This is a genomic window from Bradyrhizobium sp. 1200_D9_N1_1, from assembly GCF_052075915.1.
In the GTDB taxonomy this organism is placed as follows: domain Bacteria; phylum Pseudomonadota; class Alphaproteobacteria; order Rhizobiales; family Xanthobacteraceae; genus Bradyrhizobium; species Bradyrhizobium diazoefficiens.
This window is the reverse complement of record NZ_CP197226.1, coordinates 1,529,449-1,550,852: the sequence shown is the minus strand read 5'-3', so window position 1 is coordinate 1,550,852 and position 21,404 is coordinate 1,529,449. Positions and strand designations below refer to the sequence as shown.

General features: G+C 60.2%; 24 protein-coding genes and 3 pseudogenes. 11 read left to right on the top strand and 16 right to left on the bottom strand.

Annotated elements, in window-relative coordinates:
• Positions 1 to 28: 28 nt before the first annotated feature.
• The 3 genes from AB5K84_RS07430 to AB5K84_RS07420 form a co-directional block, all read right to left on the bottom strand.
• Positions 29 to 238, bottom strand: coding sequence for a hypothetical protein (locus AB5K84_RS07430; protein ID WP_028175743.1), 210 nt, complete (start codon positions 236 to 238; stop codon positions 29 to 31).
• Between the two features lie 106 nt (positions 239 to 344).
• The gene (locus AB5K84_RS07425) at positions 345 to 749 is read right to left on the bottom strand and encodes a hypothetical protein (protein WP_038967338.1); all 405 of its coding nucleotides are present in this window, start codon (positions 747 to 749) and stop codon (positions 345 to 347) included.
• A gap of 17 nt (positions 750 to 766) precedes the next feature.
• On the bottom strand, positions 767 to 967 hold the full coding sequence (locus tag AB5K84_RS07420; protein ID WP_028175742.1) for a hypothetical protein: 201 nt from the start codon (positions 965 to 967) through the stop codon (positions 767 to 769).
• Between the two features lie 307 nt (positions 968 to 1,274).
• On the opposite strand from AB5K84_RS07420, the gene AB5K84_RS07415 reads away from it, so the two are divergent.
• On the top strand, positions 1,275 to 1,685 hold the full coding sequence (locus AB5K84_RS07415) for a hypothetical protein (protein ID WP_028175741.1): 411 nt from the start codon (positions 1,275 to 1,277) through the stop codon (positions 1,683 to 1,685).
• Between the two features lie 1,161 nt (positions 1,686 to 2,846).
• Here the strand turns inward: AB5K84_RS07415 and AB5K84_RS07410 are convergent.
• A complete protein-coding gene (locus AB5K84_RS07410; RefSeq protein WP_011090374.1) occupies positions 2,847 to 3,362 on the bottom strand; it encodes an inorganic diphosphatase in 516 nt (171 codons plus the stop codon).
• Positions 3,363 to 3,444: 82 nt separating this feature from the next.
• A complete protein-coding gene (locus tag AB5K84_RS07405) occupies positions 3,445 to 3,960 on the bottom strand; it encodes a YciE/YciF ferroxidase family protein (RefSeq protein WP_011090375.1) in 516 nt (171 codons plus the stop codon).
• A 207-nt stretch (positions 3,961 to 4,167) separates the two neighbouring features.
• Between AB5K84_RS07405 and AB5K84_RS07400 the strand changes: the two genes are divergently transcribed.
• The 5 genes from AB5K84_RS07400 to AB5K84_RS07380 all read left to right on the top strand — a co-directional run bounded on the left by AB5K84_RS07400 (position 4,168) and on the right by AB5K84_RS07380 (position 9,163).
• Entirely contained in the window at positions 4,168 to 5,673 is a 1,506-nt protein-coding gene (locus tag AB5K84_RS07400) for an FAD-dependent oxidoreductase (RefSeq protein WP_028175740.1), read from the top strand.
• Positions 5,592 to 6,962, top strand: a complete 1,371-nt coding sequence (locus tag AB5K84_RS07395; protein WP_011090377.1) for an NAD(P)/FAD-dependent oxidoreductase — start codon at positions 5,592 to 5,594, stop codon at positions 6,960 to 6,962. Before AB5K84_RS07400 ends, AB5K84_RS07395 begins: the two co-directional genes overlap by 82 nt.
• A 392-nt stretch (positions 6,963 to 7,354) precedes the next feature.
• Positions 7,355 to 7,711, top strand: coding sequence for a PRC-barrel domain-containing protein (locus AB5K84_RS07390; RefSeq protein ID WP_011090378.1), 357 nt, complete (start codon positions 7,355 to 7,357; stop codon positions 7,709 to 7,711).
• Between the two features lie 554 nt (positions 7,712 to 8,265).
• Positions 8,266 to 8,568: a hypothetical protein gene (locus tag AB5K84_RS07385; RefSeq protein WP_028154436.1), complete on the top strand. Its 303-nt coding sequence runs from the start codon at positions 8,266 to 8,268 to the stop codon at positions 8,566 to 8,568.
• Positions 8,558 to 9,163, top strand: coding sequence for a hypothetical protein (locus AB5K84_RS07380; protein WP_011090380.1), 606 nt, complete (start codon positions 8,558 to 8,560; stop codon positions 9,161 to 9,163). Before AB5K84_RS07385 ends, AB5K84_RS07380 begins: the two co-directional genes overlap by 11 nt.
• 144 nt (positions 9,164 to 9,307) lie before the next feature.
• On the opposite strand, the pseudogene AB5K84_RS07375 reads toward AB5K84_RS07380, so the two are convergent.
• Positions 9,308 to 9,631, bottom strand: a pseudogene (locus tag AB5K84_RS07375) (DJ-1/PfpI family protein); the annotation flags it as partial.
• A 142-nt stretch (positions 9,632 to 9,773) separates the two neighbouring features.
• Here AB5K84_RS07375 and AB5K84_RS07370 point away from each other — a divergent pair.
• A pseudogene (locus AB5K84_RS07370) lies at positions 9,774 to 10,540 on the top strand (SDR family NAD(P)-dependent oxidoreductase).
• A 22-nt stretch (positions 10,541 to 10,562) separates the two neighbouring features.
• Here AB5K84_RS07370 and AB5K84_RS07365 read toward each other — a convergent pair.
• The 3 genes and pseudogenes from AB5K84_RS07365 to AB5K84_RS07355 all read right to left on the bottom strand — a co-directional run bounded on the left by AB5K84_RS07365 (position 10,563) and on the right by AB5K84_RS07355 (position 12,222).
• Positions 10,563 to 11,246: an HAD family hydrolase gene (locus tag AB5K84_RS07365; RefSeq protein ID WP_231166740.1), complete on the bottom strand. Its 684-nt coding sequence runs from the start codon at positions 11,244 to 11,246 to the stop codon at positions 10,563 to 10,565.
• A 159-nt stretch (positions 11,247 to 11,405) separates the two neighbouring features.
• Positions 11,406 to 11,783, bottom strand: a complete 378-nt coding sequence (locus tag AB5K84_RS07360; protein ID WP_011090385.1) for a response regulator — start codon at positions 11,781 to 11,783, stop codon at positions 11,406 to 11,408.
• Between the two features lie 77 nt (positions 11,784 to 11,860).
• Positions 11,861 to 12,222: pseudogene (locus AB5K84_RS07355) on the bottom strand (PRC-barrel domain-containing protein).
• Between the two features lie 104 nt (positions 12,223 to 12,326).
• On the opposite strand from AB5K84_RS07355, the gene AB5K84_RS07350 reads away from it, so the two are divergent.
• The gene (locus AB5K84_RS07350) at positions 12,327 to 12,515 is read left to right on the top strand and encodes a hypothetical protein (protein ID WP_039184865.1); all 189 of its coding nucleotides are present in this window, start codon (positions 12,327 to 12,329) and stop codon (positions 12,513 to 12,515) included.
• A 366-nt stretch (positions 12,516 to 12,881) separates the two neighbouring features.
• Here AB5K84_RS07350 and AB5K84_RS07345 read toward each other — a convergent pair whose 3' ends face one another.
• Positions 12,882 to 13,325, bottom strand: coding sequence for a hypothetical protein (locus AB5K84_RS07345; protein WP_011090388.1), 444 nt, complete (start codon positions 13,323 to 13,325; stop codon positions 12,882 to 12,884).
• A gap of 739 nt (positions 13,326 to 14,064) precedes the next feature.
• A complete protein-coding gene (locus AB5K84_RS07340) occupies positions 14,065 to 14,727 on the bottom strand; it encodes a phytochelatin synthase family protein (protein WP_011090390.1) in 663 nt (220 codons plus the stop codon).
• On the opposite strand from AB5K84_RS07340, the gene AB5K84_RS07335 reads away from it, so the two are divergent.
• Entirely contained in the window at positions 14,726 to 15,169 is a 444-nt protein-coding gene (locus AB5K84_RS07335; RefSeq protein WP_236842143.1) for a hypothetical protein, read from the top strand. The two genes, AB5K84_RS07340 and AB5K84_RS07335, sit on opposite strands and share 2 nt — an antisense overlap.
• Positions 15,170 to 15,537: 368 nt before the next feature.
• Positions 15,538 to 15,747, top strand: a complete 210-nt coding sequence (locus AB5K84_RS07330) for a hypothetical protein (protein ID WP_082757128.1) — start codon at positions 15,538 to 15,540, stop codon at positions 15,745 to 15,747.
• A gap of 51 nt (positions 15,748 to 15,798) precedes the next feature.
• Here the strand turns inward: AB5K84_RS07330 and AB5K84_RS07325 are convergent, their stop codons facing one another.
• The 3 genes from AB5K84_RS07325 to AB5K84_RS07315 form a co-directional block, all read right to left on the bottom strand.
• On the bottom strand, positions 15,799 to 15,951 hold the full coding sequence (locus AB5K84_RS07325; protein WP_082901064.1) for a DUF2934 domain-containing protein: 153 nt from the start codon (positions 15,949 to 15,951) through the stop codon (positions 15,799 to 15,801).
• Positions 15,952 to 16,029: 78 nt separating this feature from the next.
• The gene (locus AB5K84_RS07320) at positions 16,030 to 16,266 is read right to left on the bottom strand and encodes a hypothetical protein (protein ID WP_049832599.1); all 237 of its coding nucleotides are present in this window, start codon (positions 16,264 to 16,266) and stop codon (positions 16,030 to 16,032) included.
• 955 nt (positions 16,267 to 17,221) lie between these two features.
• Positions 17,222 to 18,964, bottom strand: coding sequence for an adenylate/guanylate cyclase domain-containing protein (locus tag AB5K84_RS07315; protein WP_011090391.1), 1,743 nt, complete (start codon positions 18,962 to 18,964; stop codon positions 17,222 to 17,224).
• A 378-nt stretch (positions 18,965 to 19,342) separates the two neighbouring features.
• On the opposite strand from AB5K84_RS07315, the gene AB5K84_RS07310 reads away from it, so the two are divergent.
• Complete coding sequence (locus AB5K84_RS07310) at positions 19,343 to 20,347, top strand: methyltransferase (RefSeq protein WP_011090392.1); 1,005 nt, start codon at positions 19,343 to 19,345, stop codon at positions 20,345 to 20,347.
• A gap of 211 nt (positions 20,348 to 20,558) precedes the next feature.
• Here AB5K84_RS07310 and AB5K84_RS07305 read toward each other — a convergent pair whose 3' ends face one another.
• Both AB5K84_RS07305 and AB5K84_RS07300 read right to left on the bottom strand, forming a co-directional pair.
• Positions 20,559 to 20,837 carry a hypothetical protein gene (locus AB5K84_RS07305; RefSeq protein WP_131234240.1) on the bottom strand — a complete coding sequence of 93 codons (279 nt, stop codon included), beginning with the start codon at positions 20,835 to 20,837 and terminating at the stop codon, positions 20,559 to 20,561.
• A gap of 380 nt (positions 20,838 to 21,217) precedes the next feature.
• Positions 21,218 to 21,358, bottom strand: coding sequence for a hypothetical protein (locus tag AB5K84_RS07300; protein ID WP_157839482.1), 141 nt, complete (start codon positions 21,356 to 21,358; stop codon positions 21,218 to 21,220).
• Positions 21,359 to 21,404 lie beyond the last annotated feature (46 nt).

Sequence of the window (21,404 nt, the reverse complement as noted above, 5' to 3'; positions counted from 1 at the left end):
ACGCGTGCGGCGAGCATTTTCATCCCCGTCAACATTCGTCTTCGGGAAGCCGGTGCAGGTAGGCTATCCCGAAGCTGGCGAGTTCTTCGGCATCGCTCTCTCGCTCATCCCCTCTCCTTTGCAGGTGGCGCTCGAGCAGGCAGCGACGGCTGTCCTGTGCATCGACGTCGGGGTGCCTCGCCCGGTACACCGTCCAGGCGGTCTCCGCGGCCCTCATCAAGGCGACTTCGTCGACCATCTTCACCTCCGGCGACCGCACCAATCGCAGGCAACTCAAGAGGGTTCGGAAAGTTTCTAGTTTTTCCCGAAGCCTCGAAATACCGGCGGAGATCCGCGAGGAGGAGTCAGGAGGCCCTCCCTCGCGCCCGCTCGCGGGCGGCTCGGCGGCGTTGCAGTCGGTTGCTTCGGCCGGACGTTGTGGAGGCGTGAGGTCGGGGCGCGGGGGCTAGAGATGAAGGTTCGGCTCCGAGGCCTTCGCTTGTGGGCTCCAGTTCGCGAGGCCGCGCTTCCATGAATTCCAGCACTACCCGGCCCTTCTCGGTTATGCGCCAGCCACCGTTCAGTCGCTCGACCAGTCCTTGCGAGAAGATATCCAGATCCGGCACGCGCGCGGCCAGGCGCTTGGTGCGCTCTACCCAGTCACGTCCGCTCGTCGCAAGGATCGCCATGTCGCGCTTGAGGTCCGCCATGACTGCGAATCCATCGGGATAGCTCACGAGGATCTTGAGCACGGTGACCTGGAAGTTCACGCCCCGGCTCCCTTCCGCTACCGCCACATCGTCGGTGCGTCGTGGAGAGCCTCGCAGCCGACCTGCTTTAGTCTCTCGCGCGAAGTGTCGCCGTTCGTGGCGGCTTCCAGAATCCTGGATGCCACGAAGCTGCGTGCGCCGGTCTCATAGCGCGAGACGTCTGCGCAGACTTCGTCGAGAACGGCGCGCAGAAGCGCGGTCGTTGCCGGATAGAACATGGGAGGCCCCAAAAGGAGAAATAATCGTAGCGCAATCGCGGGGGCGCCGAAATCAACAGTGTTAAGCGCCCCAATATCTGGCCAAGTCTACACTCGAAGTCCAGCTCGGCAAGCTCCGAAAAGTCGCCGCACCGCACGCGGATTGAACCGGTCTTCGGTCGAAATGTTTGTGTTCCAAGCTCGAAACTCTCAAGTGACGACGTCCCGGCGCCGAGCACCATTGCCCCTCGGCACCGGGGCAACCAGCAACCATTGCCTATTTTTCCCGTTGTCTGGCCGGGCCAGAAACGTGGAGAGGAGGAATCCGATGAAGAAGATTGCAATGGTGGCGGCGACGGTCGGCGCTCTCGGTCTCGGCTCGATCGCGGCGACGTCGCCCGCCGAGGCTCATTGGCGAGGTGGCTGGGGACCGGGTATAGCCGGCGGCCTGATCGCCGGCGCGGTGATCGGCGGGCTTGCCTCCTCGGCGTATGCCTGGGGGCCGGGCTACTACGACTACGGTCCGGGCTACTACGGCGCCGGATACTATGGCGGACCCTACGCCTATGACTATGGGTACGATGCGCCCTACCGCTGGGGCGGCGGCTACGCCACGACCTACTACACCGCGCCGGTGTCCTATGGCTACCGGTACCGCCGCGTCGTCCGGCCCGCCTACGCCTATTACCGCGGCGCCTATCCGGTCGTGCGGCACCACTGGCATCATCACCACTGGTGATACGGCGCCGTCCCTTGAGGCCCCCGTCAGGCCGCGCTCCGAACGGGCGCGGCCTTCGTGGAGCAGGATATTGCAGGTCACCACCATCCGCCGGTGAAGAAGTCGTGCCGGCCGAACGCCAGCCGTGGTTCGGCTGGCCTCCTCACGGATTTTCGTCCACCGCTTCGCCTGCGGGCGGACTTCTGCGCGTTTGCGCGCCGGCGGCTCTTTCTTGGCGTCGGACGGCGGTGCTGCAGGCATCGAGGCCATCGCCTCTCCCACTGATTGCTCCGGTTCTTCCGGCATGGGATCAGCCTCCGCGCGATCTTCGGAACATCGGTGCGCAGGCGCGTGTCGAAGCTTTGCCTCCAACTCCAGACAAACCGCTGCATCGGACTAACCGACGCGATGGGCCAACATGATGTTCGACGCACTTTTCGCGCGCACCGAAACAATATCCATCGTTATCGTCGGCTAACGGTGCAACTCACGAGCAACATGCGCTCTCCCTCGCAGAAGCTTGGGGACATTCTGCCATTAGGTCAACGCTTCTGTATTTTCCGAATCGACAGTTCATGGTGGCTCAGCCACGCGCCACGTTCCGGGGTGTAGGAGTGAGCCAGTTTCTGTCGACGCTTCTGCTAGTTACCGCGGTAATTTTGACCGTCTGCTTTGGAGTGGCGGCCTGGCGCCTCTCTGACGAGAAGGACATCGACGTCACTGGCCAAATTCCGCGCCAGTCCTATGGCTGGAAACCGACATCGAGGAATTGAGCGGGCCGCACCGCGATCTGCTCTGGAGCAAGCCACTTTCAGAGTACGCCCTCCATCAGATGTGCAAGCGTCTCTTGATCCCGCTGCCGATCCGCGGGCATTTCAAGAAGCGGCCGCCAAGGCCGCCATTGGACGGAGACCCGATAAGGGACCGACTCGACGAGTACGACGTGATAGGCCCGTCGGCGTGGTTCGCCCCACGCAGATGCAAAATCCCCAGCGCGCGAACGCTGGGGTGGCCGCATCCATTAATGATCGAGATGCGGCCGCGAAGATCGAGGCGCTGGCTGAGGAATATAAGAGGCGCGCTGGGGCGCTCAGCGCTTCCAAAGAGGCGGGAAGCACACAAAGGATTCGGACGAGCCCTGACTGCAGCCAGTATCAGACTGCGTTCAGCAAGCCTACGCCTCTAGCGGGCCAGACGCCGGATTGCTTTAGCCGCCCGGCGTGGACCATGCCATCCGAGAAATTCCAGCTCCTTGTTCTCAAGCGCATTCGTCGCCCGAAAGAATTGTTCAAGGTCGTCGCGCGCGCGGGAAGGCAGTTTGCGGACGTCCTTGATATCCGTTTCGAGCGGTGATCGGTCAGGCACCGCAAACACGCGGTCGTTTCGTTCCTTCTTGCCCTTGCTTTTCTGTTCGACCTCAAGAATGCCAACTGGACGACAGCGCAGCACGACACCGGGGTATGTCTGCGCGTCATGCAGGATCAGCACATCCAGCGGATCGCCGTCCTCGGCTTTCGTCGAGGGAATGAAGCCCCAGTCGTAGGGATAGGTCAGACCTGCCATCAGCGGCTTCGCCAGGGCAAAAACGCCAAGCTTGGGATCGAAATCAAGTTTGCACGAGCTGCCCCGCGGCGTCTCGACCACGGCGAAGATATTATCGTCGTCGGCCCAACTCGGCAATTTCGTCAGATCGGTCATCGCAACAGTCGATCACGCATTTCGCACCGACAACGGGGACCGGCCCGACGAAATCGCGTGTCGGTCAGGCCCCCTGCTGACATCACGCGGCGGTGGACGCTTTCTTGTTGACGCCCTTGCGCAGTGCGACGGTATTGAGCTTGGTGTTCGCCGCCTTCTCTTCGTTCAGATTTGTGGTCAAAAATCGCACGATATCGTCGTGGCCAAGTTCTTCCGCCCAGGCAATCAGCGTACCGTAACGGCATATCTCGTAATGCTCGACGGCCTGCGCGTTCGCGACAATCGCCGCGTCAAGCACCGTCTTATCTTCGATCTCGCCAGCCGTCTCGTTCGCTTCTTTGATCAGACCGTCGATAGCGGGACATTGCGTGCCGCTCGGCCCCTTGCCCAGCTTCTCAAAAGCCTTTTCGAGACGCTCGATCTGCTTGTTAGTTTCTTCCAAATGGTTCTTGAGGCCCGCCACCAGATCGCGGTTGGTCGCCTTCTCGATCATTTTCGGGAGCGCCTTTATGATCTGCTGCTCGGAGTAATAAATGTCCTGCAAGCCGTGTAGGAGCAAGTCATCCATTGTTTTGAGGTCTTTTGTGAAGAATCCCATAGCTTCCCTCCTCGTTCTTAAGGCATGGGAACGCGCGCTTGCGAACCTTGTTCCTCCGCGGCTCCGTCCAGCGGCCGCCCAAGGACCCCCTCGCGTCTTCGGGATTGACGATTCGCGCTGCGGGGGAACGGAGTTGCGGCGGCCGGCCGCGTGGCAAGAAGGAACTCTAGCATCAAGCCGGTGTTTTGCTTTTTTGCGGAGTTTTGCATGGTCAGCACCTCGCTATGGATGGATACCGAGATATTGCCGGAGGCGAGTGCGCTCAAAGGTGATGTGCATTGCGATGTAGCCGTTGTCGGCTCGGGGATTGCCGGTCTGTCGACCGCCTACGAGCTCTCCAAGCGTGATCAGTCGGTGATTGTCATCGACCGTAAGGGCATCGCGAGCGGTATGACGGCGCGCACCTCGGCGCATCTTGCGCCGCTTTGCGATGATCTGATGAGTGAATTCAGGAAGCTGCGTGGCCCGGAAATCGCAAAGCTGTTCTACGAAAGTCAGGCGGCGGCCGTCGATCGTATCGAGGAAATCCAGGCGAGCGAAACCATCGCCTGTGACTTTCGGCGTCTCGATGGGTATCTCTTCCAGGGCCACGGCATGCCGGCCGATGTGCTCGATGAGGAACTGGAAGCGGTGCGCGAAGTCGGTGCCCCCGTCCATCGGCTGGTCGGCGTTCCTCTCAAGGGATGTGAGAACCGTCATGTGCTTCGCTATCCGCGCCAGGCGACCTTCCACCCCCTCAAATATCTTGCCGGCGTGGCCGCAGTTTGCCAGACCCACGGCGTCCGCTTCTTCGCTAACAGTCCGGTCGAAGAGGTTGCGCAAGGAGATGGCGACGTTACGCTCCGAACCGCACAAGGGCAGATTACGGCCGGTAACGCCGTGATCGCGACCAACGCCTCAATTACTGACCGCTATCAACTGCATTCCAAAGTCGCTCCCTACCGCACCTACGTGCTCGCTTTCGCGATTGCACGGGGCGAACTCCCCGACGCGCTCTATTGGGATACCGAGGATCCCTATCACTATGTGCGGCTGCAACTAGGTTCCGACGATCATGACGTCGTCCTTATCGGCGGCGAAGACCACAAGAGCGGTGAAGCAAATGACGCCGAGAAGCGCTTTGCCAAATTGGAGAGCTGGGCGCGCGAATTGATCCCGGGCCTTGGCAGGGTCACACACCGCTGGTCCGGCCAGGTTCTCGATACCATTGACTATGCCGGCTTCATCGGCCGCGAGCCTGGCAGCGAACGCATCTACCTCGCGATGGGGGATTCCGGCCAAGGGCTGACCCATGGCGTGATGGGCGCGATGCTGAACACGTCCCTTATTCTCGGCGAGCACAACCCCTGGAGTGCTGTATATGCGCCTGGCCGCACACCACTTGCGGCCGCCAGGAATTTCTTGCGCGAGAACCTGACCATCCTACAAAACCTTGCCGAGTATGTGGCACCGGGTGAAATTGCCTCCCTTGAGAAGATTGAGCCGGGTGAGGGCGCCATCCTACGGCGGGGCTTCGAAAAGATTGCCGCCTACAGGGACAAGGCCGGCGAACTGCACCTTCATTCGGCAAGCTGCACGCATATCGGTTGTCATCTGCACTGGAACAGCTTCGAGACCTGCTGGGACTGTCCATGCCACGGCTCGATCTTTGCGCCAAACGGACAACCGATCAATGCACCAGCCGTGTCCGCCTTGCGACCCGTAAAGGTCTAACGAAACTGCTTCTATGCTCTCGGGAGAGTTCCATCTTTAAGGACGAAGACATCGAGCAAGATGATCTGCGCAGCTCCCGCACCCCTTGGGCGGCCCTGCCTCCCCCACCGATAAAGCCTATCGCCGACAGCTTTCGTTGCGATGCTCTGGTAATCGGCGCCGGCATAACGGGTGCTCTGGTGGCCGAACGCCTGACACGGCAAGGTCGTCAGGTGGTCATCATCGATCGCGAGCTTCCCAGCCTCGGCAGCACAGTTGCGAGCACCGCGATGCTGCTCTGGGAGACCGACCGTCCTCTCTTTGAACTCGCGCAGCTCTATAACTTCGAGAAAGCGGTCCGCTGCTATCGGGCTAGCCACCATGCCGCGCGGGGCTTACTTGCCCTGGTCACCGATCACGGAATTGCCTGCCAGATGCGGCCACGTCTTTCGCTTTATTTGGCCGTCGATGACAGTCCGAAGCTTGTTCGGAATGAATATGCCCTGAGGAGCCGCGCTGATCTGCCGACACTGTTTCTCGATCGTGTCGAGCTGCTCAACCGCTTCGGCATCGCGCGGGCAGGCGCCCTTTTGTCAAGGGACGCAGCCGACGCCGATCCGGTGCGACTCACACGTGGCCTACTTGATGTCTCTCTCCAACGCGGCGCCCGCCTCCTGAAGGCCAACGCGGTTGCCTACGACAGCGCGGCGTCAACTGTGACCGTCGGCCTTGAAAACGGGCTTTCGATCGAAGCGCGCCATGTCGTGCTCGCGACCGGCTATGTGATGCCGAATATTGTGGGCTCCACATCGAACCAGCCAGCCTCCAGCTGGGCAATCGCGACCCGACGTCGGCCGAACGCTCTGTGGCCCGAGCAAGCGCTGATCTGGGAAGCGACCCGCAACTATCACTATGCGCGCACTACGCCGGATGGCCGCGTCATCTTTGGTGGCGAAGATGATGATGCCATCATCGATCCCGAAGCTCGCGCTGCCGCGACGCCGGCAAAGGTAAGAGCGCTCAAGGAGCGCCTGAAGGCGCTTTGGCCCCGCGCATCCACCGAGGTGGCCTTCACCTGGTCCGGCGCGTTCGATACCACCCGTGACGGGTTGCCGCTGATTGGCGCTGTGCCCGGCTACAGGAATATCCTTGCCGCCTTCGGCTATGGCGGCAACGGGATTACCTTTAGCTTCCTCGCGGCGGAACTGCTGGGCACGCTGCTTTCAGGAGGCTCTTCGCCCCTGCTCGACGTTCTTGCGCTCGACCGCGATCTCCCAGCTAACGACGCGCCATCAGATAGCCAAGCATGAAGGCGACGAGCAGCGACGGCAGTGGGGCCTCCCGACCACATCACGCAGAAAGGCGCGCGCCCGGCCGGGCGGTTGCCCCTCTTCCAAACTCTGCCGCACACGAGACCGAATTGGACCCTGGAAGCCATTTCGTGCCTCCTCGCGGGGGCGTGCGTCGTTGTGCTGCAATTTCTGCTGGGACCGTAGGATTGACGACTTACGGCGCGCCGGAGAGGACCGCGCGCAGGGACGCGATGGTTTCAGCTTCGAATATCGTGAATTCCGGCGCGCCAGCGCGGTGCTCCCGCCGGTGCGGCGAACAGGTCGGCGGCCACACGCGCTGAGAAATCGCAGGAACGAGCACCTGCCGATCTCACTTGTCTTGCATCAATCTTTTCAGGAGGAGGACGACGATGGAAACGGAAAGACGTGAAACGGGAACGCTGATCGGCAGCGACAAGGTCGAAGGCACGGCGGTATACGGCGCGGGTGACCAGAAGATTGGGTCGATCGAGCGCGTGATGATCGACAAGGTGAGCGGGCAGGTGTCGTATGCGGTTCTCGGCTTCGGCGGGTTCTTAGGCATCGGCGACGACCACTACCCGCTGCCATGGCAGTCACTGAAGTACGACACGAACCTTGGCGGGTATCGGACCAATCTCAGCGCCGACAGGCTGCAAGGAGCGCCGCACTACGGCAACGATAACGACTGGAATTGGGACGACCCAACGCGAGCGAGAGCGGTGAACGACTACTATTCCGGCTTCTAGCCTTGCCGGCGGTCGAGGCCCTTTGTCGCGAGCGCGCTTCCGGCTGGTGCCGCACGCGAAGTTGAAATGGGTCAAGGCGAAGCAAGGCCAGACTTGGAGTTGTACCGAGTGGCGTTAGCACTCACGTGCTCTTACGGTTGTGGGGCCCGGCGCCTAAGCCCTCCGGGTCCCGCTTCTAGAGTGCTCGAGCCATCGGACGGCCTCAGCGAGCTTTCTGTCCATCTGCGCGCGGGATCCTGGAGCGGATTGATTCCATCGCGGTATGCGCAGGCATGCCGGTCGCGCCCGGCCTTGCCGGGTTCGCTGTTCATTGGGTCGGCGAAAGCTGCGATGCTTCGCGAGCGCGGCGAAACGCAACGAAATTGGCAAAATCCGCGAAATCTGTGCGGCTAATACGCATGCCCCCGTATACCATAGCGACTCAATCATGTTGACAGCCATTCCGCATTATCGCGGCCAGCACCCCGATGGCGGCCGTTGTATCCGCACCCCGATGGAACCTACAGGCTTTTCCGATCTTGAACCGAATATTTCCAAACGACGGGAGGAGCGTCATGCCTCGTGGCGACAAGTCAAGTTACACCGACAAGCAGAAGCGACAGGCCGAGCATATCGAGGAAGGCTATGAACACCGTGGCGTCCCGGAGAAGGAAGCCGAGCGGCGCGCCTGGGCGACCGTAAACAAGGAGACCCACGGCGGGAAGAAGAGCGGCTCGGGTCGAGGCACTGAGGAAGACCATTCGCCGTCCCGCAAAGGTGGCAGATTGGGCGGCGCGGCGTCGGCCAAGCGGCCGGCATCGGAGCGTTCGAGGTCCGCCAAAAAGGCGGCCAAGACCAGAAAACGACGTGCTGCGTAAAGTCATCGAAAGGGAAGACGGGTCTCGAAGCCGTCTTTTCCTTGGAGCGTTTGTACTCCTCACGGCGCTGATCTATGGCGTCCTCAGCTATCACTATCCAAACCGCGCGTTGGATCGCGTGGCCGAAAAAGTTACGCGCGAGAGGTACCGAAGGAACGAAACCTGGCGCGACGCGATCGGGACTTCGATATTGGCTAGGACGCGCTCCAAATCCGCGGCGCTCTACCGAATAGTCGTCGAAGCTTATCGCCTGTTCTCAAAAATCTCCGGCAGGGCGATAGGCCAGCCAGCGACCTCACGCTGGACGGCTCAACCCAAGTTCCATGTTCAAGGTGACCTCATCGTCAAACACCCATCCTCATCATCGAACAACCATGGAGTCCCTTATGTCGCTGTCACCTTCCCGAGCCCCGCAACGACACTGCGCGAGATGCGCGGGTCCATCATCAAGGACGCGGACAAGACGGAGGTGCGAACCGCGATCACGAGCATGGTGAAGGCGGCACGCTGGATCTTCCGACCTCTCCGAGAGACATTGACCACGACGACTAACCGTTTCGCGGGCGACGTCAGAGCCCATCCTGGAATGGCCTAATCTGACGCCGACAAACTCGTCACGTCTTTCATGTCCCGATATCGATCAGCGCTATGCCTATATCTGGCTTCTTCCTCCGCCTGAGATGAGCTGGCGTGTCCGCGACGACCAACTCGAGCGTCGGTCGAACCTTTCCTTCGAGAAGATGCCCGCGACGACCTTCTTGGCATCGAAGATATCCTTGATGAAAAGCGCCTTGGGCTCGACTCGCAGAAGATCCGGATTGATCTGCCCGCCGGGCAACACAATCGCGTCGTAGTCGGGGGCCGATGCCTCCTCGAGCGCCTTGTCGACCTTCACCGGCCGCCCCCAATCCTTCTTGTCCCAGCCTTTGATCTCGCCGGCGGCGAGCGAGACGACATCGACCGTTGCGCCAGCCTTCTTCAAGCGATCCTGCGATACTTCCAACTCGGCCCGCTCGAAGCCGTTCGTGGCGAGAATGGCGATCCTTTTGCCGGTCAGATCCATGGGTCCAATCCTTCGTTTCGGGGTTTTGTCCAACAATCGATCGTCTCGAACATCGTTCCTGAAGAGATAGCTCGGTCGAGAGTTAGGATTCGACCGCCGAGACGACGGTTATCAGGGGTTAGAAGCAGCAGGAGCGCCTCGCATCGCTGGCAGGTTCAATGGCAAAGTCGTCATCGTCACAGGAGCAGCTTCCGGCATCGGAGAAGCGACAGCTCGCCGCTTCGTTACAGAGGCCACGAAGGCAGCCCTCGTCGACCGCAATAGAGCCTTACTGGAAGAAGTCGCCAAGAGTCTGCCCGCCGACCAGGTGATGGTCCAAGCCACCGACGTGTCGGACTCGAGCGCCATCGACGAAATGGTCGCGGCGGTTGTCGACCGCTTCGGACGGCTGGACGTTGTCGTAAACAACGCGGGCGTCCATGAAGGGGGCGCCCCCGCTTCCATCACCGACAAGAAATGGCGGACGGTAATGTCGACTGACGTCGACGGCGTGTTCTATGGCTGCCGCGCGGCACTGCCCACCTTGAAAAGACCAGGGGCTCGATCGTGAACAGGGTGTCAGTCTCCGGGACCGATGGCGATTGGGGCATGAGCCCCTACAACGCGGCGAAGGGCGCCGTCGTCAATCTGACGCGCGCCCTTGCCCTGGACCTCGGCAAGAAGGGCATCCGCGTGAACGCGGTCTGTCCTAGCCTGACGCGTACGGGCATTACGGAAGACATGATGGACGACAAGGAACTGCTCGCGAAGTTCGCCGAGCGGATTCCGTTGGGCCGCGTCTGCGAACCAGAGGAAGTTGCCGCCGTGATTGCGTTCCTGGCAAGCGAAGACGCGAGCTTCATGACCGGCGCCAACGTAGCGGTGGACGGGGGCGTATCCGCCTCCAATGGGCAACCGCCGCAGGAATAGCCGTAGAGCGCCGGTCGCGGTCCTATTTTGTGAGCGCTGTATCGCCGAACCGAGCGTAAAGGGTGCCTGGACCGGGGTACACTTCGACGCACCCAGCTTCCCGCAGCGAGTTTTCGGTGAATCCGCCGCAGAGGACGCCGATGGCCGAGACGCCCGCCTTGCGGGCCGCGATAGCATCGTAGGGCGTGTCGCCGATCGCGACCGCTTCAGACCCCTTGATGCCAAGCTTCTTCAGCACGACTTCGAAGATGTCCGGGGCCGGTTTGGATTCATCGACGTCTTCGGAGGACGTAGCGACGTCTACCAGATCGGAGATGGCAGCGATGTCGAGGTACTTCTTGAGTTCGTCCTCCTTCGCCGAGGATGCTACAGCGATGCGGAGACCGGCCTCGCGGACGCGCTGCAGGAGTTGTGAGACCGCCGAGAAGGGACGGATGAGCGGTAGATAAGTCGACTTGAAGCGGTTGCCGCGCCACTCCTCCAAATGCTTGCCGTGTTCTCGCTGCTGTTCATCGGACAGAAAAACCGGGATGAGCTTATCCCCGCCCTTCCCGATCTGGCTGCGCACCTGCTCGAAGGTGACGTCGTGACCAAATTCCACCATCGCTTCCTGCCAGGCGAGCGCGTGGAGATCTACCGAGTCCAGAAGCGTGCCGTCGAGATCGAAAATGGCTGCTTTAGGCAATTCGCTGTCCTCCATGTCCATCACGACCAAGCGATGCGCACCAATCCGCTAGAGCGTGTTCTTCGCTATGCGCCGGTTGAGCATGCACGGCCAAGGCATCGCCACTACGCGGATCCGCCGGCGACCATTGCGGGCTTGATCGAAGGATCGGAGTTTCACAACGATCCCGGTTCGACCCGGCTAGGCCCGGGTATCCAGTAGCTGCGAGACGGCGGCAGCCAATTGCGCCGGCGCAAAGGGCTTCTCAATCAGGAGGCTGCCATCGACGCCCTGCGATTTCCAGTCTGGCGCGCTGGCGCTCGTCATGTAGACCACAGGAAACCCAGGCGTGATTTCCCTGATTTGCCGCGCCAGCTCCCATCCGCTGATGCCGTCACCCAGGTTGACGTCCGTCAGCAGCGCCCGACACTGCTCCCGGCCGTCCCGAAAGGTGGACATCGCCGCCTCTCCCGAATGGACCGAGCAGGCCTCGAAGCCGCCGTCCGACAAGGCGTCCTCGATGAAGCTGCAGATCAGAGCTTCATCCTCGACCACGAGAACACGAAGGGCATTGCTCACTTTTCAAGTCTCCTTTGCGACCGGGGCCGATCCTGTCCCGCCACGGCGGGTGCGTTCGGCCGCGAGTGGCCCGCCGCTCAAGCCACCGGAACACCGTAGTAGGCATTCACGGAGCGCGCGGCGCGGGATCGCTCCAATTCCAACTGCTCTCGTCGGCGTATTTGGGGGCGCTGCGGAGATGGTCCTGGGTAATGCCGGTGACGTAGCCGCAGAGATTGGTGTCGTACTTCAGCGCCTGCCAAGGCAGCGGATAGTGAACGTCGCCGATGCGGAGCAGGCCGTCGAAGCTCAGCACCGCGTGCGATACCTTGCCGCTGACCTTGTCGATCATGACGCGCTCGATGTAGCCGACCTTTTCGCCGTCGGCCCCGTAGACATTCGTACCCTCGACGTTGTCGCTTCCGATCAGGCTGAAGGTCTCACGATCTTCCATGGCCATATTGACCTCCCGAATGTTGTCTTCTGGAGTCAACGGGAGGACGATGGCGCCGTTCCTGGCTGAAAGCCTCGGTGGCCCTAGTTTTGGATGAGCGGAGTTCGAGCATGGAACTGACCGAGCTGGAGCGCGAATTTCTGAGGAAGCTGCTCGGCGAATCCTGGGTCAGCCCGCCGATGTTCGACCATGAGATCGTGGCCCGGCTGGTGGAGCTCGGTCTCGTGGAAACCGAACCGCTTCCATCCGGCGATATCGAATACCGGATCACTGACGCGGGGCGAGCGGCGGCCGCGTAAACGCGATTCGGGAATCCCAGGTTCCGTTCCCGGCTGAACGATCGATCGGATGACCTCGGCCGCAACGCTTTGCCTGCAAGCGCGGCCCAGGTCCAAGGTTCCTGCGAGGCAGCGGAATGCCGCGGCGGCACCCTGGAGCCTCAAGTTCGGAGGAACGATAATCGTCGTATCCAGGATCCTGCAGAACTTAGCCATCGGCCGAGGCCGCCTCACAGGTTAGAGAAACGCCCCCGAATCGTCGAAGTTGGCATCGCGTCCGGCATGTAACGAGAAGCTCCGACAACTGCCGCCGCGGCCTCGCCAGGTCCCTCCGGAGCGGCGTTGTGCCAGTCTTACTCGACGACGAAAAACGTGCGTGGATGGAGCTTACGTCAGCGTCCAAACTCGTCCGTAGTGCGAGGGAATGTCCAGCCAGACCTGCTGCAGCGCAGGAACATTCTTCAGATCTAGAGCGACCCCATGCAGCTCTTCGACGTAGTTGCCGGCCTTAGGAAACCAGAACGGAACGGTCCGGTCGGTGTCGCCGAAATTAGTGGCGATCAAGGTGTACTGGGCGCCGTCGTGACGCGCGAACAGCAGGATGCCGAACTGCTGATACCGATCCCAATCATTGAAGAAGAAGTATGTGCCTTGACGAATGTGGTCTCTCTGCCGCCGAATGCGCAGCAACCTGCGCACCAGGCTCACGATCGGCCGGCCTGACTCATCGTAGAAAAAGTCCCAACGCATGGGCCGCAGCAGCGATACCCGGCCCATTCCGAAATCGAGCAAAAAATAGTTCTCCGCAAACTCCTCGCCTTGCCAGAGCATCGGAATGCCTTTGGAAGCTCGGAGCAGCGGTATCAGCGCGAAGCTGGGATCAAGGTGGCATCTCGGACGTTACTACGGCGGCGGCAGGATATCCGTGCATGGCAAGGAGGCGGTGCACGTCAAGGCCAACGGTGGCAGCCATGGCAGATACCCCTTCGACCGCGCCCGTGGGCCATCCGCCAAATTTAGATCATCCGGATCATCGCCGGGCGATCTGCAACGAGATTGGTGAGCGACTTCGCGGCACCCTCACGGACGATCTCACCCCGCTACCATTGCGACTGCAAGGCATGGTGGAGCGGCTGACCGACTTGGATGGCGACGCCCCATCGGCCGCGCCGGATCGCCGGAGCGGTGCGCCATCCCGGCTACTCTCGAAATTTGTGTCAGCGCTTTCGCGGGCTCTCCGAAAGGGCCCTTGAAGTGCGGGGACGTGAGACCGCACCTTTTCGGCGCATTTCACCCGGACGATTTTCGAATTTAGTTTGCTAGAGTGCGCCACTCGCGCGTTTCCAAGTGAGGGCTGTGTGGGACGCGACCGCGTGCGTAAATCGCGGTAAACGGCCCGCTGGCATTTACCGGACCCACGTCCCACGCGGCGGCGCATCCCGCAATCCTAGAGCATGCACTCATTATGAGCGGCTGGCCGACTGATGTCCGGTCAACCCCCAACAGTGGCTGAAGAGCGAACATTCCCCGAGGTCGCAGATGGGCCCAATAGGCGACATGCAGTGGGATATTACTCTATCAACAGCAGCCCCCGCTTCTTATCGCCGTCGAGCGTATTTACAGCGTCGAACAGCCGCTTCCGCTCGACCAGCCATGGCTGGAAGTTGAAATTGACATCGAGCACGAAAACGAGGTCCTCGGCTTCGAAATAGCCCCCAATTGGGGAGTGATGTCCGCTACCAGCACCAAAAATTCGAGCGCGATCGAAATTCACGATGTAGCGTCGGCCCGGATCGTTGGCGCGACGGAGATGCTCCAGAAACTGGTTCTCGCTGAGATCGCGTAAGACCGTGACTTTCCGGCTCGTGTTGGTCTGGGCGACTTTGGCCAGCTCGTCGAGCGTGAGACCCATGATGCACACGCCTGTCCAGCAGCTCCATGTACCGGCCAACACCTTGCCCTCCGTCCGTGCCGCCTCGCCAAGCGACCGGTAGGCATTCGCAACAGCTGCAGGTCCGCAGCGAGAGCCATTTGACTGCCAGTCAACGTGTCTTTGGAATGTGGCTGCCACGGGCAGGTGCCACGCACGCTCCATAAGCTCCGGAGCACGTGTTACCGATGACGCTATGGCGTCTGATGGCACGTGCGATTGACCGACCACCAGGGCACCGGCACAAACCAGACCCACGGCGATAACCGTGCTGCTGATACTGGCGTAGCGCCATCGCTTCATGGATCAGAACCTTAGCGGCAATGACGATATTGGCCGGCAAGATTATGTTTTCAAGCTAACTGGCGAGAGATATCGAGAGATATTGTGTGAGCGTCCCATGGGGGCAACAGCTGCTCTCGATGGCGGCAGTCAGCCAGTCCCGGATCCCCGCAACGCCCGAGCTGAAGGCGCACCTCGACAAGCTAAAGAAACGAAGGCCGGCGCGCTGGTGATGCTGACGCCGACAGGAAGGGCTTACACCAAGCGCTATTTCAACGAGCACTGGCGTGAGGACTGCGACAAGGTCGACGCGATCAATGCTGAAACCGCGGCCAACGGCAAAAACGCCGAATACGTCAAAACGGCGGACCTTAATTTCCACGAGAACCGCGGCACGGCCGCGACGCTGCTCGCCGAAGCCGGCGCCGGAGATCGCCGAGGCGCTATGCTGGAGCGTCGATAAGGCGCAGAAGGTGATTGATCTGTACCTCGCGCGTGGCGGCGTGCTGGCCGCGAATGCGATCAGGAAACTCGAAGACTACCGGGACAGAACGACGCCCTCGTGAAACTTGGGTGCGATCGATCTTCAAAGAATTACAGGAACTTAGGAAACAGCGGGTCCTTCTCACGTTGTTGAGCAAACAACCTGAGGAGGAAAGCATGCGTCGAATCGCACTTGCAGCAATCGTTCTTGCCGCTGGCTTGACGCCAATGGTGGCTCAACAGACCTCGCCAAACATGCAAAACGAAGCCGATAAAGGCATCAAGACTCAAAACTCCGGTGGGTCGGGTTACGTCGGTGAACAGGACAGACCAGGTTCCGCAGCGCAAATGCCGGGCAGTAGCTCAGGTCGCGCCGATTCCACGACAACAGCACCTAGCGCTCAAAATTCCGGAGCAGCAATTGCCGGAGCACCGGGTGGCAAAAGCGGCCCCTCTCCAAAAGGTACTGTCGGTCAGAACACGTCGACCCAGCAACAGGACTCATCGAATATCAAAGGTCTGCCGGGAAACAAGAGCGGCCCGCCCGCTAAACGTTGACGGCTCGTTGCTCGAAGGCGCGTGGCGTAATCGCCACGCGTCTTGATCGCTCTAGACCGGCAAATTGTCGGTCATGCCGGGCGGCAGCTCATCTGGCTGCGACCGTCCCGTCAGAAGCTGCTTCTCGGCTTCATACCAGAAGGCATCCACGTCCTCGCTTGGCTCGCCCGGAGCACGCCAAAGCTCGTAGGCGCGAATACGAATGTCTTCCTGACTTAAGTTGGGCGTCGGTTGCTTCTATCTACTGGTGCAAACCTTGGCTCCAGACGTTCTCGCGGTTGTTCAGTGTCGCTGGAGAGCGTATCGACGTTTTAATCTTTCGGTTGTCGTCCGGGCAGCATAATCGATGCGGTCAATGTCGGCGCCGTCGGCCGCAGTAACGTTCAAACGCCAATTCATAGTGCTCGGGTTATCTTCATCGCATTCAACTTCGACCGCAATAACCAGTTCGCCGCCCGAAAAGCTCCGGATCTCCTGCAGCGCTATCAACTCCAGGTTTTTCCTTGACACACTGATCATTGCGAGGCTCGCGCGCCCATTTCTCAACCAACACGCAGCGTTCTTGCCTCGTTCCTAAAATGCGAAAAAGTCAGCCATGCCGTCTTGTCGCAGACCGAGACAAAGAAAGCGGGTCTAGCCTAGCCCGGCATTGTGTCCTTGCGGTTGAGACAGCCAGGGGTCGGCTGTTCACTTTCTGACTTGAGCCCATTGGGGGGACGGTACTTCTGCCAAGGAACGATGGCCGTCGGTTCGTAGCTGCGGCGCACAGTCCACTAAGACCGGCCCCTGGGCTCCAAAGGAGTGCCCCTTTTGGGCAGTCATCTTTTCCACTTCACCGGCGTAAATTGGAACTCGCCCATCGGGCTGGCTCGCCCCTTCCAGCCCCAATCCGTGAGGCAGGCGGCCCTACCGCGCGATCAGCGAGGCGGGGTTGCTGCGCGTCATACACTCGCGGATGAGGAATGAGGACACCGCCTTTCGCAGGGCGCTGGCCTGCTTCAACCCATAGCGTCAAGGACTTGGATCCAGCGAACGGATTGCGAACGCAAGTGTATTCATCAGCGGAACGCGGTTCCGGGCTAAGGCGAGCTAATTTATTGACATTACCAAGCTGGTTGGTCGGCGCTTGGTGATGAAAGCCGGTTGGATTCCGCCTGCCCAGCAAGCGAGGGTGTCGTGATCGAACAACCTCACTTCGACCCTTACTCGATCTTAGCACGCATCTGTTTTGCCGCCGCCGTCGTCGGTGGCGTAGCGCTCATTGCGAAGGCGATCATGAGTATCTGTTTCATGTAGGCATAGTCGCCTTTGGGTCAAACTCGGAAGTCGGCGGGTCTATGGATGGTCTGTTTTGCCACTGTGAGCGGACATCACCGGCTCCGCTGTTCAGGTCCGCGAAGGGCCAATTGCTGACTCATGCACCGCAGCAACAGGGGGTTCTATTGATCACCTCGTCGTCGCGCGCGAGCACAGTTCATTCGGGTAACCCCGCTTTGCGGAGACCCTCAATAAACATCTTTGCGCTTTTGGGGACCCGGGCGATATGCCCCGATATTGTAAAGGTTGGATCGATCTCAAGCACACGCGCCGCTGCGGCGTGCGCCTCAGCGTCGCGTCCGAGATGGGCGAAGGCAGACGCCAGTCCGCGGCAAGCTGGCATAAAGGAAGGATTCTGACGAAGGGCTTTCTTCAATACAATGATCGCCTCGTCAAACCGGCGAAGGCCCACAAGAGCATGCCCAATGCCCAGAAACGTCATATGCAGCAGCGGGTCTAATGGGCTCATGCGAATGGCACGTTCAAAGCTTCGAATAGCCTCTTCGGGCAGCCCCGCCATTGTATAGACCCAGCCTCTATTGTTCCAAGTGCGCCATGAATTCGGGTTGAGCGCGACCGCCCGGTCAGCCATTTCGATTTCGGCTTCACTATCGCCGACCACACACGCCGAGACTACGGCAACCCTTGACAACGTGTCCGGATCACCATCATCGAGGCTCAATGCCAAACGAGCAAGCCGAATTGCTTCCTTGGCGTCGAACTCGGGATTGTTGGCATAGCCTAAAGCGACGTTGCTCGCGTGACAGTCACCTGCCAGAGCCGCTGCAGAGCTGAACCTCGGGTCTAGCTCCAAAGCGCGATGAGCAAGCTTAATCGCCTCGGCCAAACTTTCGCGGGTCGTCAGGTAATACTGTTGCATGGATCGGAGAAAAAAATCATAGGCAGTGAGGTTCTCTGGTCGCCGCCGCGCAGCCGTTGCAATCTCTGTTTGAAGCATCTTTGGCTGAACGGCCGAGACAACGGCGAGCGCAACGTCGTCTTGGAGAGCGAAAATGTCCGTCAGATCACGCTCGAATCTGTCCGCCCAGATGTGCGTCCCTGTAATCGCGTCGATCAACTGTCCGGCGATGCGAACTTTCCCGGCAGCCTTGCGCACAGACCCCTCAAGGATATAGCGCACGCCCAGCTCGTGCCCGACCTGCTTCACGTTCACCGCCTTGCCCTTGTAGGTAAAGCTGGAATTGCGGGCGATCACGAACAACCATTTGAACCGCGAAAGCGCGGTGGTGATCTCCTCAACCATTCCGTCCGCGAAGTATTCCTGTTCGGGATCGCCGCTCATGTTCTCGAACGGCAGCACGGCGATGGATGGCTTGGCTGGAAGTGGCGGGGCCGCGCTTAGTCTCTCGGTCAGCGCGCTAGACGCTCCAGCACGGACAGCGTAAGCGCGGACCGGCTTGGCGATGTTCTTGAGCTGCTGCTCGCCGCGATCCTCGAAGCCAACGTCCAGCTTGCCTTCGACTTCGCTATAGACCTTTTCGGACATCAGGATGCCGCCCGGATCGGCGATCCCCTCCAGCCGGACAGCGATGTTGATCCCGTCGCCATAGAGGTCGCCGTCCTGCCCAACGATCACGTCACCAAGGTTGAGCCCGATGCGTAGCTTGAATGGACCGCTCCCCTCGGCGAGATGATCCTGCATCTCAGTCGCGCATCTCACGGCGGCTAAGGGACTCGCGAATTCGGCGAGCGCGCCATCACCCGTTGTCTTGATCAGTCGCCCGTCGTGGCGGGAGAGGCTAGGCTCGATCAATTCTCGCTTGAGCCGCTCGAACTCGGCGTAGGTGGCCTCCTCAGCGCGTTGCATCAACGCAGAGTAACCAACCACGTCGGCGGCCAAGATCGCCGCTAGTCGCCTCTGAACCCGCTGCTCGGTCACAGCCCCTCCGAACGACCAGACTAACCCCGCCGCTGGGACAAGGCGGAGCGTAGCACTTTGTTGCGGACATGTGAGCGGTAATCGCCGGAGAGACCCCATCTTGCCCAAAATTCGGGGCCGCCGTGGCACGGGCTGCACTCGCTTTTCCATTGCCGGGTGCAAGGCAAAGCGCCCCGGCCAATTCAATGCACTATGTCTCTTACGGGTCAAAAGCGCCGTTTTGGCTACGGCCCGCGCACTTCCGGTCTGCACCGCTAATCGGACGGACCCGGCGTCGGCGGCCACTTCGCAAAAGGGCCATAAGAGAGACTTGTTCAACGGACATCCGCCGAGCACAGTAACTAGCGTCTTAGCTTCCTCTCCTACGGAGGTTCTTCCGTGACATCCAACCCTTGGCTCACTCTCCTCGGACTGATCAACGGCTTCCAGGTCACACAGGCAATTCATGTCGCGTCAACTCTTCGTATCGCAGACCATCTGAAAGGCGACTCTCGTTCGGCAGAGGAGTTGGCGCCCTTAACGCAAAGCCATCCAGGCGCTCTCTACCGACTGCTGCGGGCGCTCGCCGCAGTGGGCGTTTTTGAGGAAGATGAAGACCGAAGGTTTGCGCTGACACCAATGGGAGATTGTTTGCGCACTGACTCCGCGACACCGATCGGCGCGTGGGCGGAGTGCGTCGGAAGTCCCTACGTTTGGAGCACATGGGGCCATCTGCTGCACAGCATTCGAACCGGCGAGAATGCCTTTCAAAGTCTCAACGGTAAGGACATTTGGAATTATCGCGCCGAACGTCCGGAGGAGAGCGCGGTCTTCGATCGCGCTATGACGGAGTTTTCGCGCGGCGGCGCTGAAGCCGTTATCGGCGCGTATGATTTCTCCGCTTTCCATCATGTTGTGGATGTGGGTGGCGGACGCGGTTTAATGCTGGCAGCCATTCTGACCGCTCATCCCAGGATGCAGGGCACGTTGTTTGATCAGCCAGGGGTCATTGCCGGAGCCGAGGCGGTTCTGGAAGCGCACGGCGTCGTCGACCGTTGCCGAATGGTGAGCGGAAGTTTCTTCGAATCGGTACCTGAAGGCGGAGATGCCTACGTCATGCGGGTAGTAATCCACGATTGGGACGACGACGAAGCGATCGCCATTTTGAAGGCGTGCCGGCGTGCGATGCGGGAGACGGCGAAGTTGGTTCTCATCGAGCGAATTATCGCGCCTGCGAACGAAGTACCGGCGACAAAATTCATGGACCTCCACATGTTGGCTTTGCCCGGTGGGCGGGAGCGGACCCGCGACGAGTTCTCTGACCTGCTTGCCAAATCTGGCTTCGAGCTGACGCGCGTTGTGCCAGCGGGTAGAATCAACGTCATCGAGGCCCGGCCATATTGAGCACAAGGCGGCCCGCCCGGCCTCCGGTGCGTTCCGGGTCACAACGCGAAGAATTCACCTGAGCAAGTCTAGTCCCCATGCCTCAGTAAGCGGACATCCGCGAGGCCAGACGCTACTTCGGAAAAGGGCCAATTACAGATCTTGGCCGCGAACGGACGCGCGGATAGCCGTTGCGATCTTCGCCTTCGGGCCACAGGCGGAAACGAGACTATCAGCTTGCAGAGGAGTCACCCCTGTTTTGAGTCAATTGCAACCCGTCGCATGCGCGGCAGTCAGGACAAGAGTCCTGCACCCTCTTGATCGCGACCCGACGGAGATCGATCGGGTTCTTTTGACCGTCAGCAGCCAGGATCAAAATCTTCTCGGCGAGGCATGCCATCAATGAAGGGGTTCGCCTTGCTTCGGGCAGCGTCTCTGCAGCATTCGCCAGAATACCTCGCAATACGGCACGAGGATAAGTGTGCGACCACTCGCTCTTCGTCGGCGCCATCAGCTACTCCACAGAGAGACTACCTACAAACAAGAATTGCTGCTGAACTTCGCTCGCCCGCCTCGCTCTTTAAAAAAGAGGCCGTCGAACCCAACATTCGACGGCCCAATTCGTTCGGTGTGACGTGGTGAGCGTTTGGGGGGCTGCCACACCGACGAACCAATATAGTTAGGTCATTGAAAGCCGGATATCTTAGTCATCTCGACGCGCTTCGCAGAGGGGGGTAGTTTCCCAATTTCGTTCTCGAGCAACCAGAGCAATATGCTGCGCTTGTTCGGGTGCGTCTCCTCTCGCAGGAGCTTCTTGTAATGAACTAGGTTCTGGCTGACGATGAAGCTTTCCAAGTCAGTCATTCGAGCCTCGCCTTCTCACGCACTCATTCATACGGTACGCGGTGCGCGAGCAGAACGATTTTCAAGGGCCGAATCCTGCAGACATTGCTCAATCTGGGTCATCACAAATTGAGTGTTCCTTGCAGATTTTGAGCCAGACTGGGTATTGATCTGGATCAGTTTCAGCATCCATCTCCCGATGTAGCGATTTCCTACTCGGCACAATGATGTGACG

Bases quoted from the DNA above. Each gene is read 5' to 3' on its own strand.
- AB5K84_RS07400 (WP_028175740.1), top strand. From the start codon at position 4,168: ATGGTCAGCACCTCGCTATGGATGGATACCGAGATATTGCCGGAGGCG.
- AB5K84_RS07420 (WP_028175742.1), bottom strand. From the start codon at position 967: ATGTTCTATCCGGCAACGACCGCGCTTCTGCGCGCCGTTCTCGACGAA.
- AB5K84_RS07300 (WP_157839482.1), bottom strand. From the start codon at position 21,358: ATGCTGAAACTGATCCAGATCAATACCCAGTCTGGCTCAAAATCTGCA.
- AB5K84_RS07365 (WP_231166740.1), bottom strand. From the start codon at position 11,246: ATGGACATGGAGGACAGCGAATTGCCTAAAGCAGCCATTTTCGATCTC.
- AB5K84_RS07350 (WP_039184865.1), top strand. From the start codon at position 12,327: ATGGAACTGACCGAGCTGGAGCGCGAATTTCTGAGGAAGCTGCTCGGC.
- AB5K84_RS07390 (WP_011090378.1), top strand. From the start codon at position 7,355: ATGGAAACGGAAAGACGTGAAACGGGAACGCTGATCGGCAGCGACAAG.
- AB5K84_RS07335 (WP_236842143.1), top strand. From the start codon at position 14,726: ATGGATCAGAACCTTAGCGGCAATGACGATATTGGCCGGCAAGATTAT.
- AB5K84_RS07305 (WP_131234240.1), bottom strand. From the start codon at position 20,837: ATGGCGCCGACGAAGAGCGAGTGGTCGCACACTTATCCTCGTGCCGTA.
- AB5K84_RS07410 (WP_011090374.1), bottom strand. From the start codon at position 3,362: ATGACCGATCTGACGAAATTGCCGAGTTGGGCCGACGACGATAATATC.
- AB5K84_RS07405 (WP_011090375.1), bottom strand. From the start codon at position 3,960: ATGGGATTCTTCACAAAAGACCTCAAAACAATGGATGACTTGCTCCTA.
- AB5K84_RS07415 (WP_028175741.1), top strand. From the start codon at position 1,275: ATGAAGAAGATTGCAATGGTGGCGGCGACGGTCGGCGCTCTCGGTCTC.
- AB5K84_RS07330 (WP_082757128.1), top strand. From the start codon at position 15,538: ATGCCGGGCAGTAGCTCAGGTCGCGCCGATTCCACGACAACAGCACCT.
- AB5K84_RS07430 (WP_028175743.1), bottom strand. From the start codon at position 238: ATGGTCGACGAAGTCGCCTTGATGAGGGCCGCGGAGACCGCCTGGACG.
- AB5K84_RS07320 (WP_049832599.1), bottom strand. From the start codon at position 16,266: ATGATCAGTGTGTCAAGGAAAAACCTGGAGTTGATAGCGCTGCAGGAG.
- AB5K84_RS07385 (WP_028154436.1), top strand. From the start codon at position 8,266: ATGCCTCGTGGCGACAAGTCAAGTTACACCGACAAGCAGAAGCGACAG.
- AB5K84_RS07340 (WP_011090390.1), bottom strand. From the start codon at position 14,727: ATGAAGCGATGGCGCTACGCCAGTATCAGCAGCACGGTTATCGCCGTG.
- AB5K84_RS07395 (WP_011090377.1), top strand. From the start codon at position 5,592: ATGCCACGGCTCGATCTTTGCGCCAAACGGACAACCGATCAATGCACC.
- AB5K84_RS07345 (WP_011090388.1), bottom strand. From the start codon at position 13,325: ATGCTCTGGCAAGGCGAGGAGTTTGCGGAGAACTATTTTTTGCTCGAT.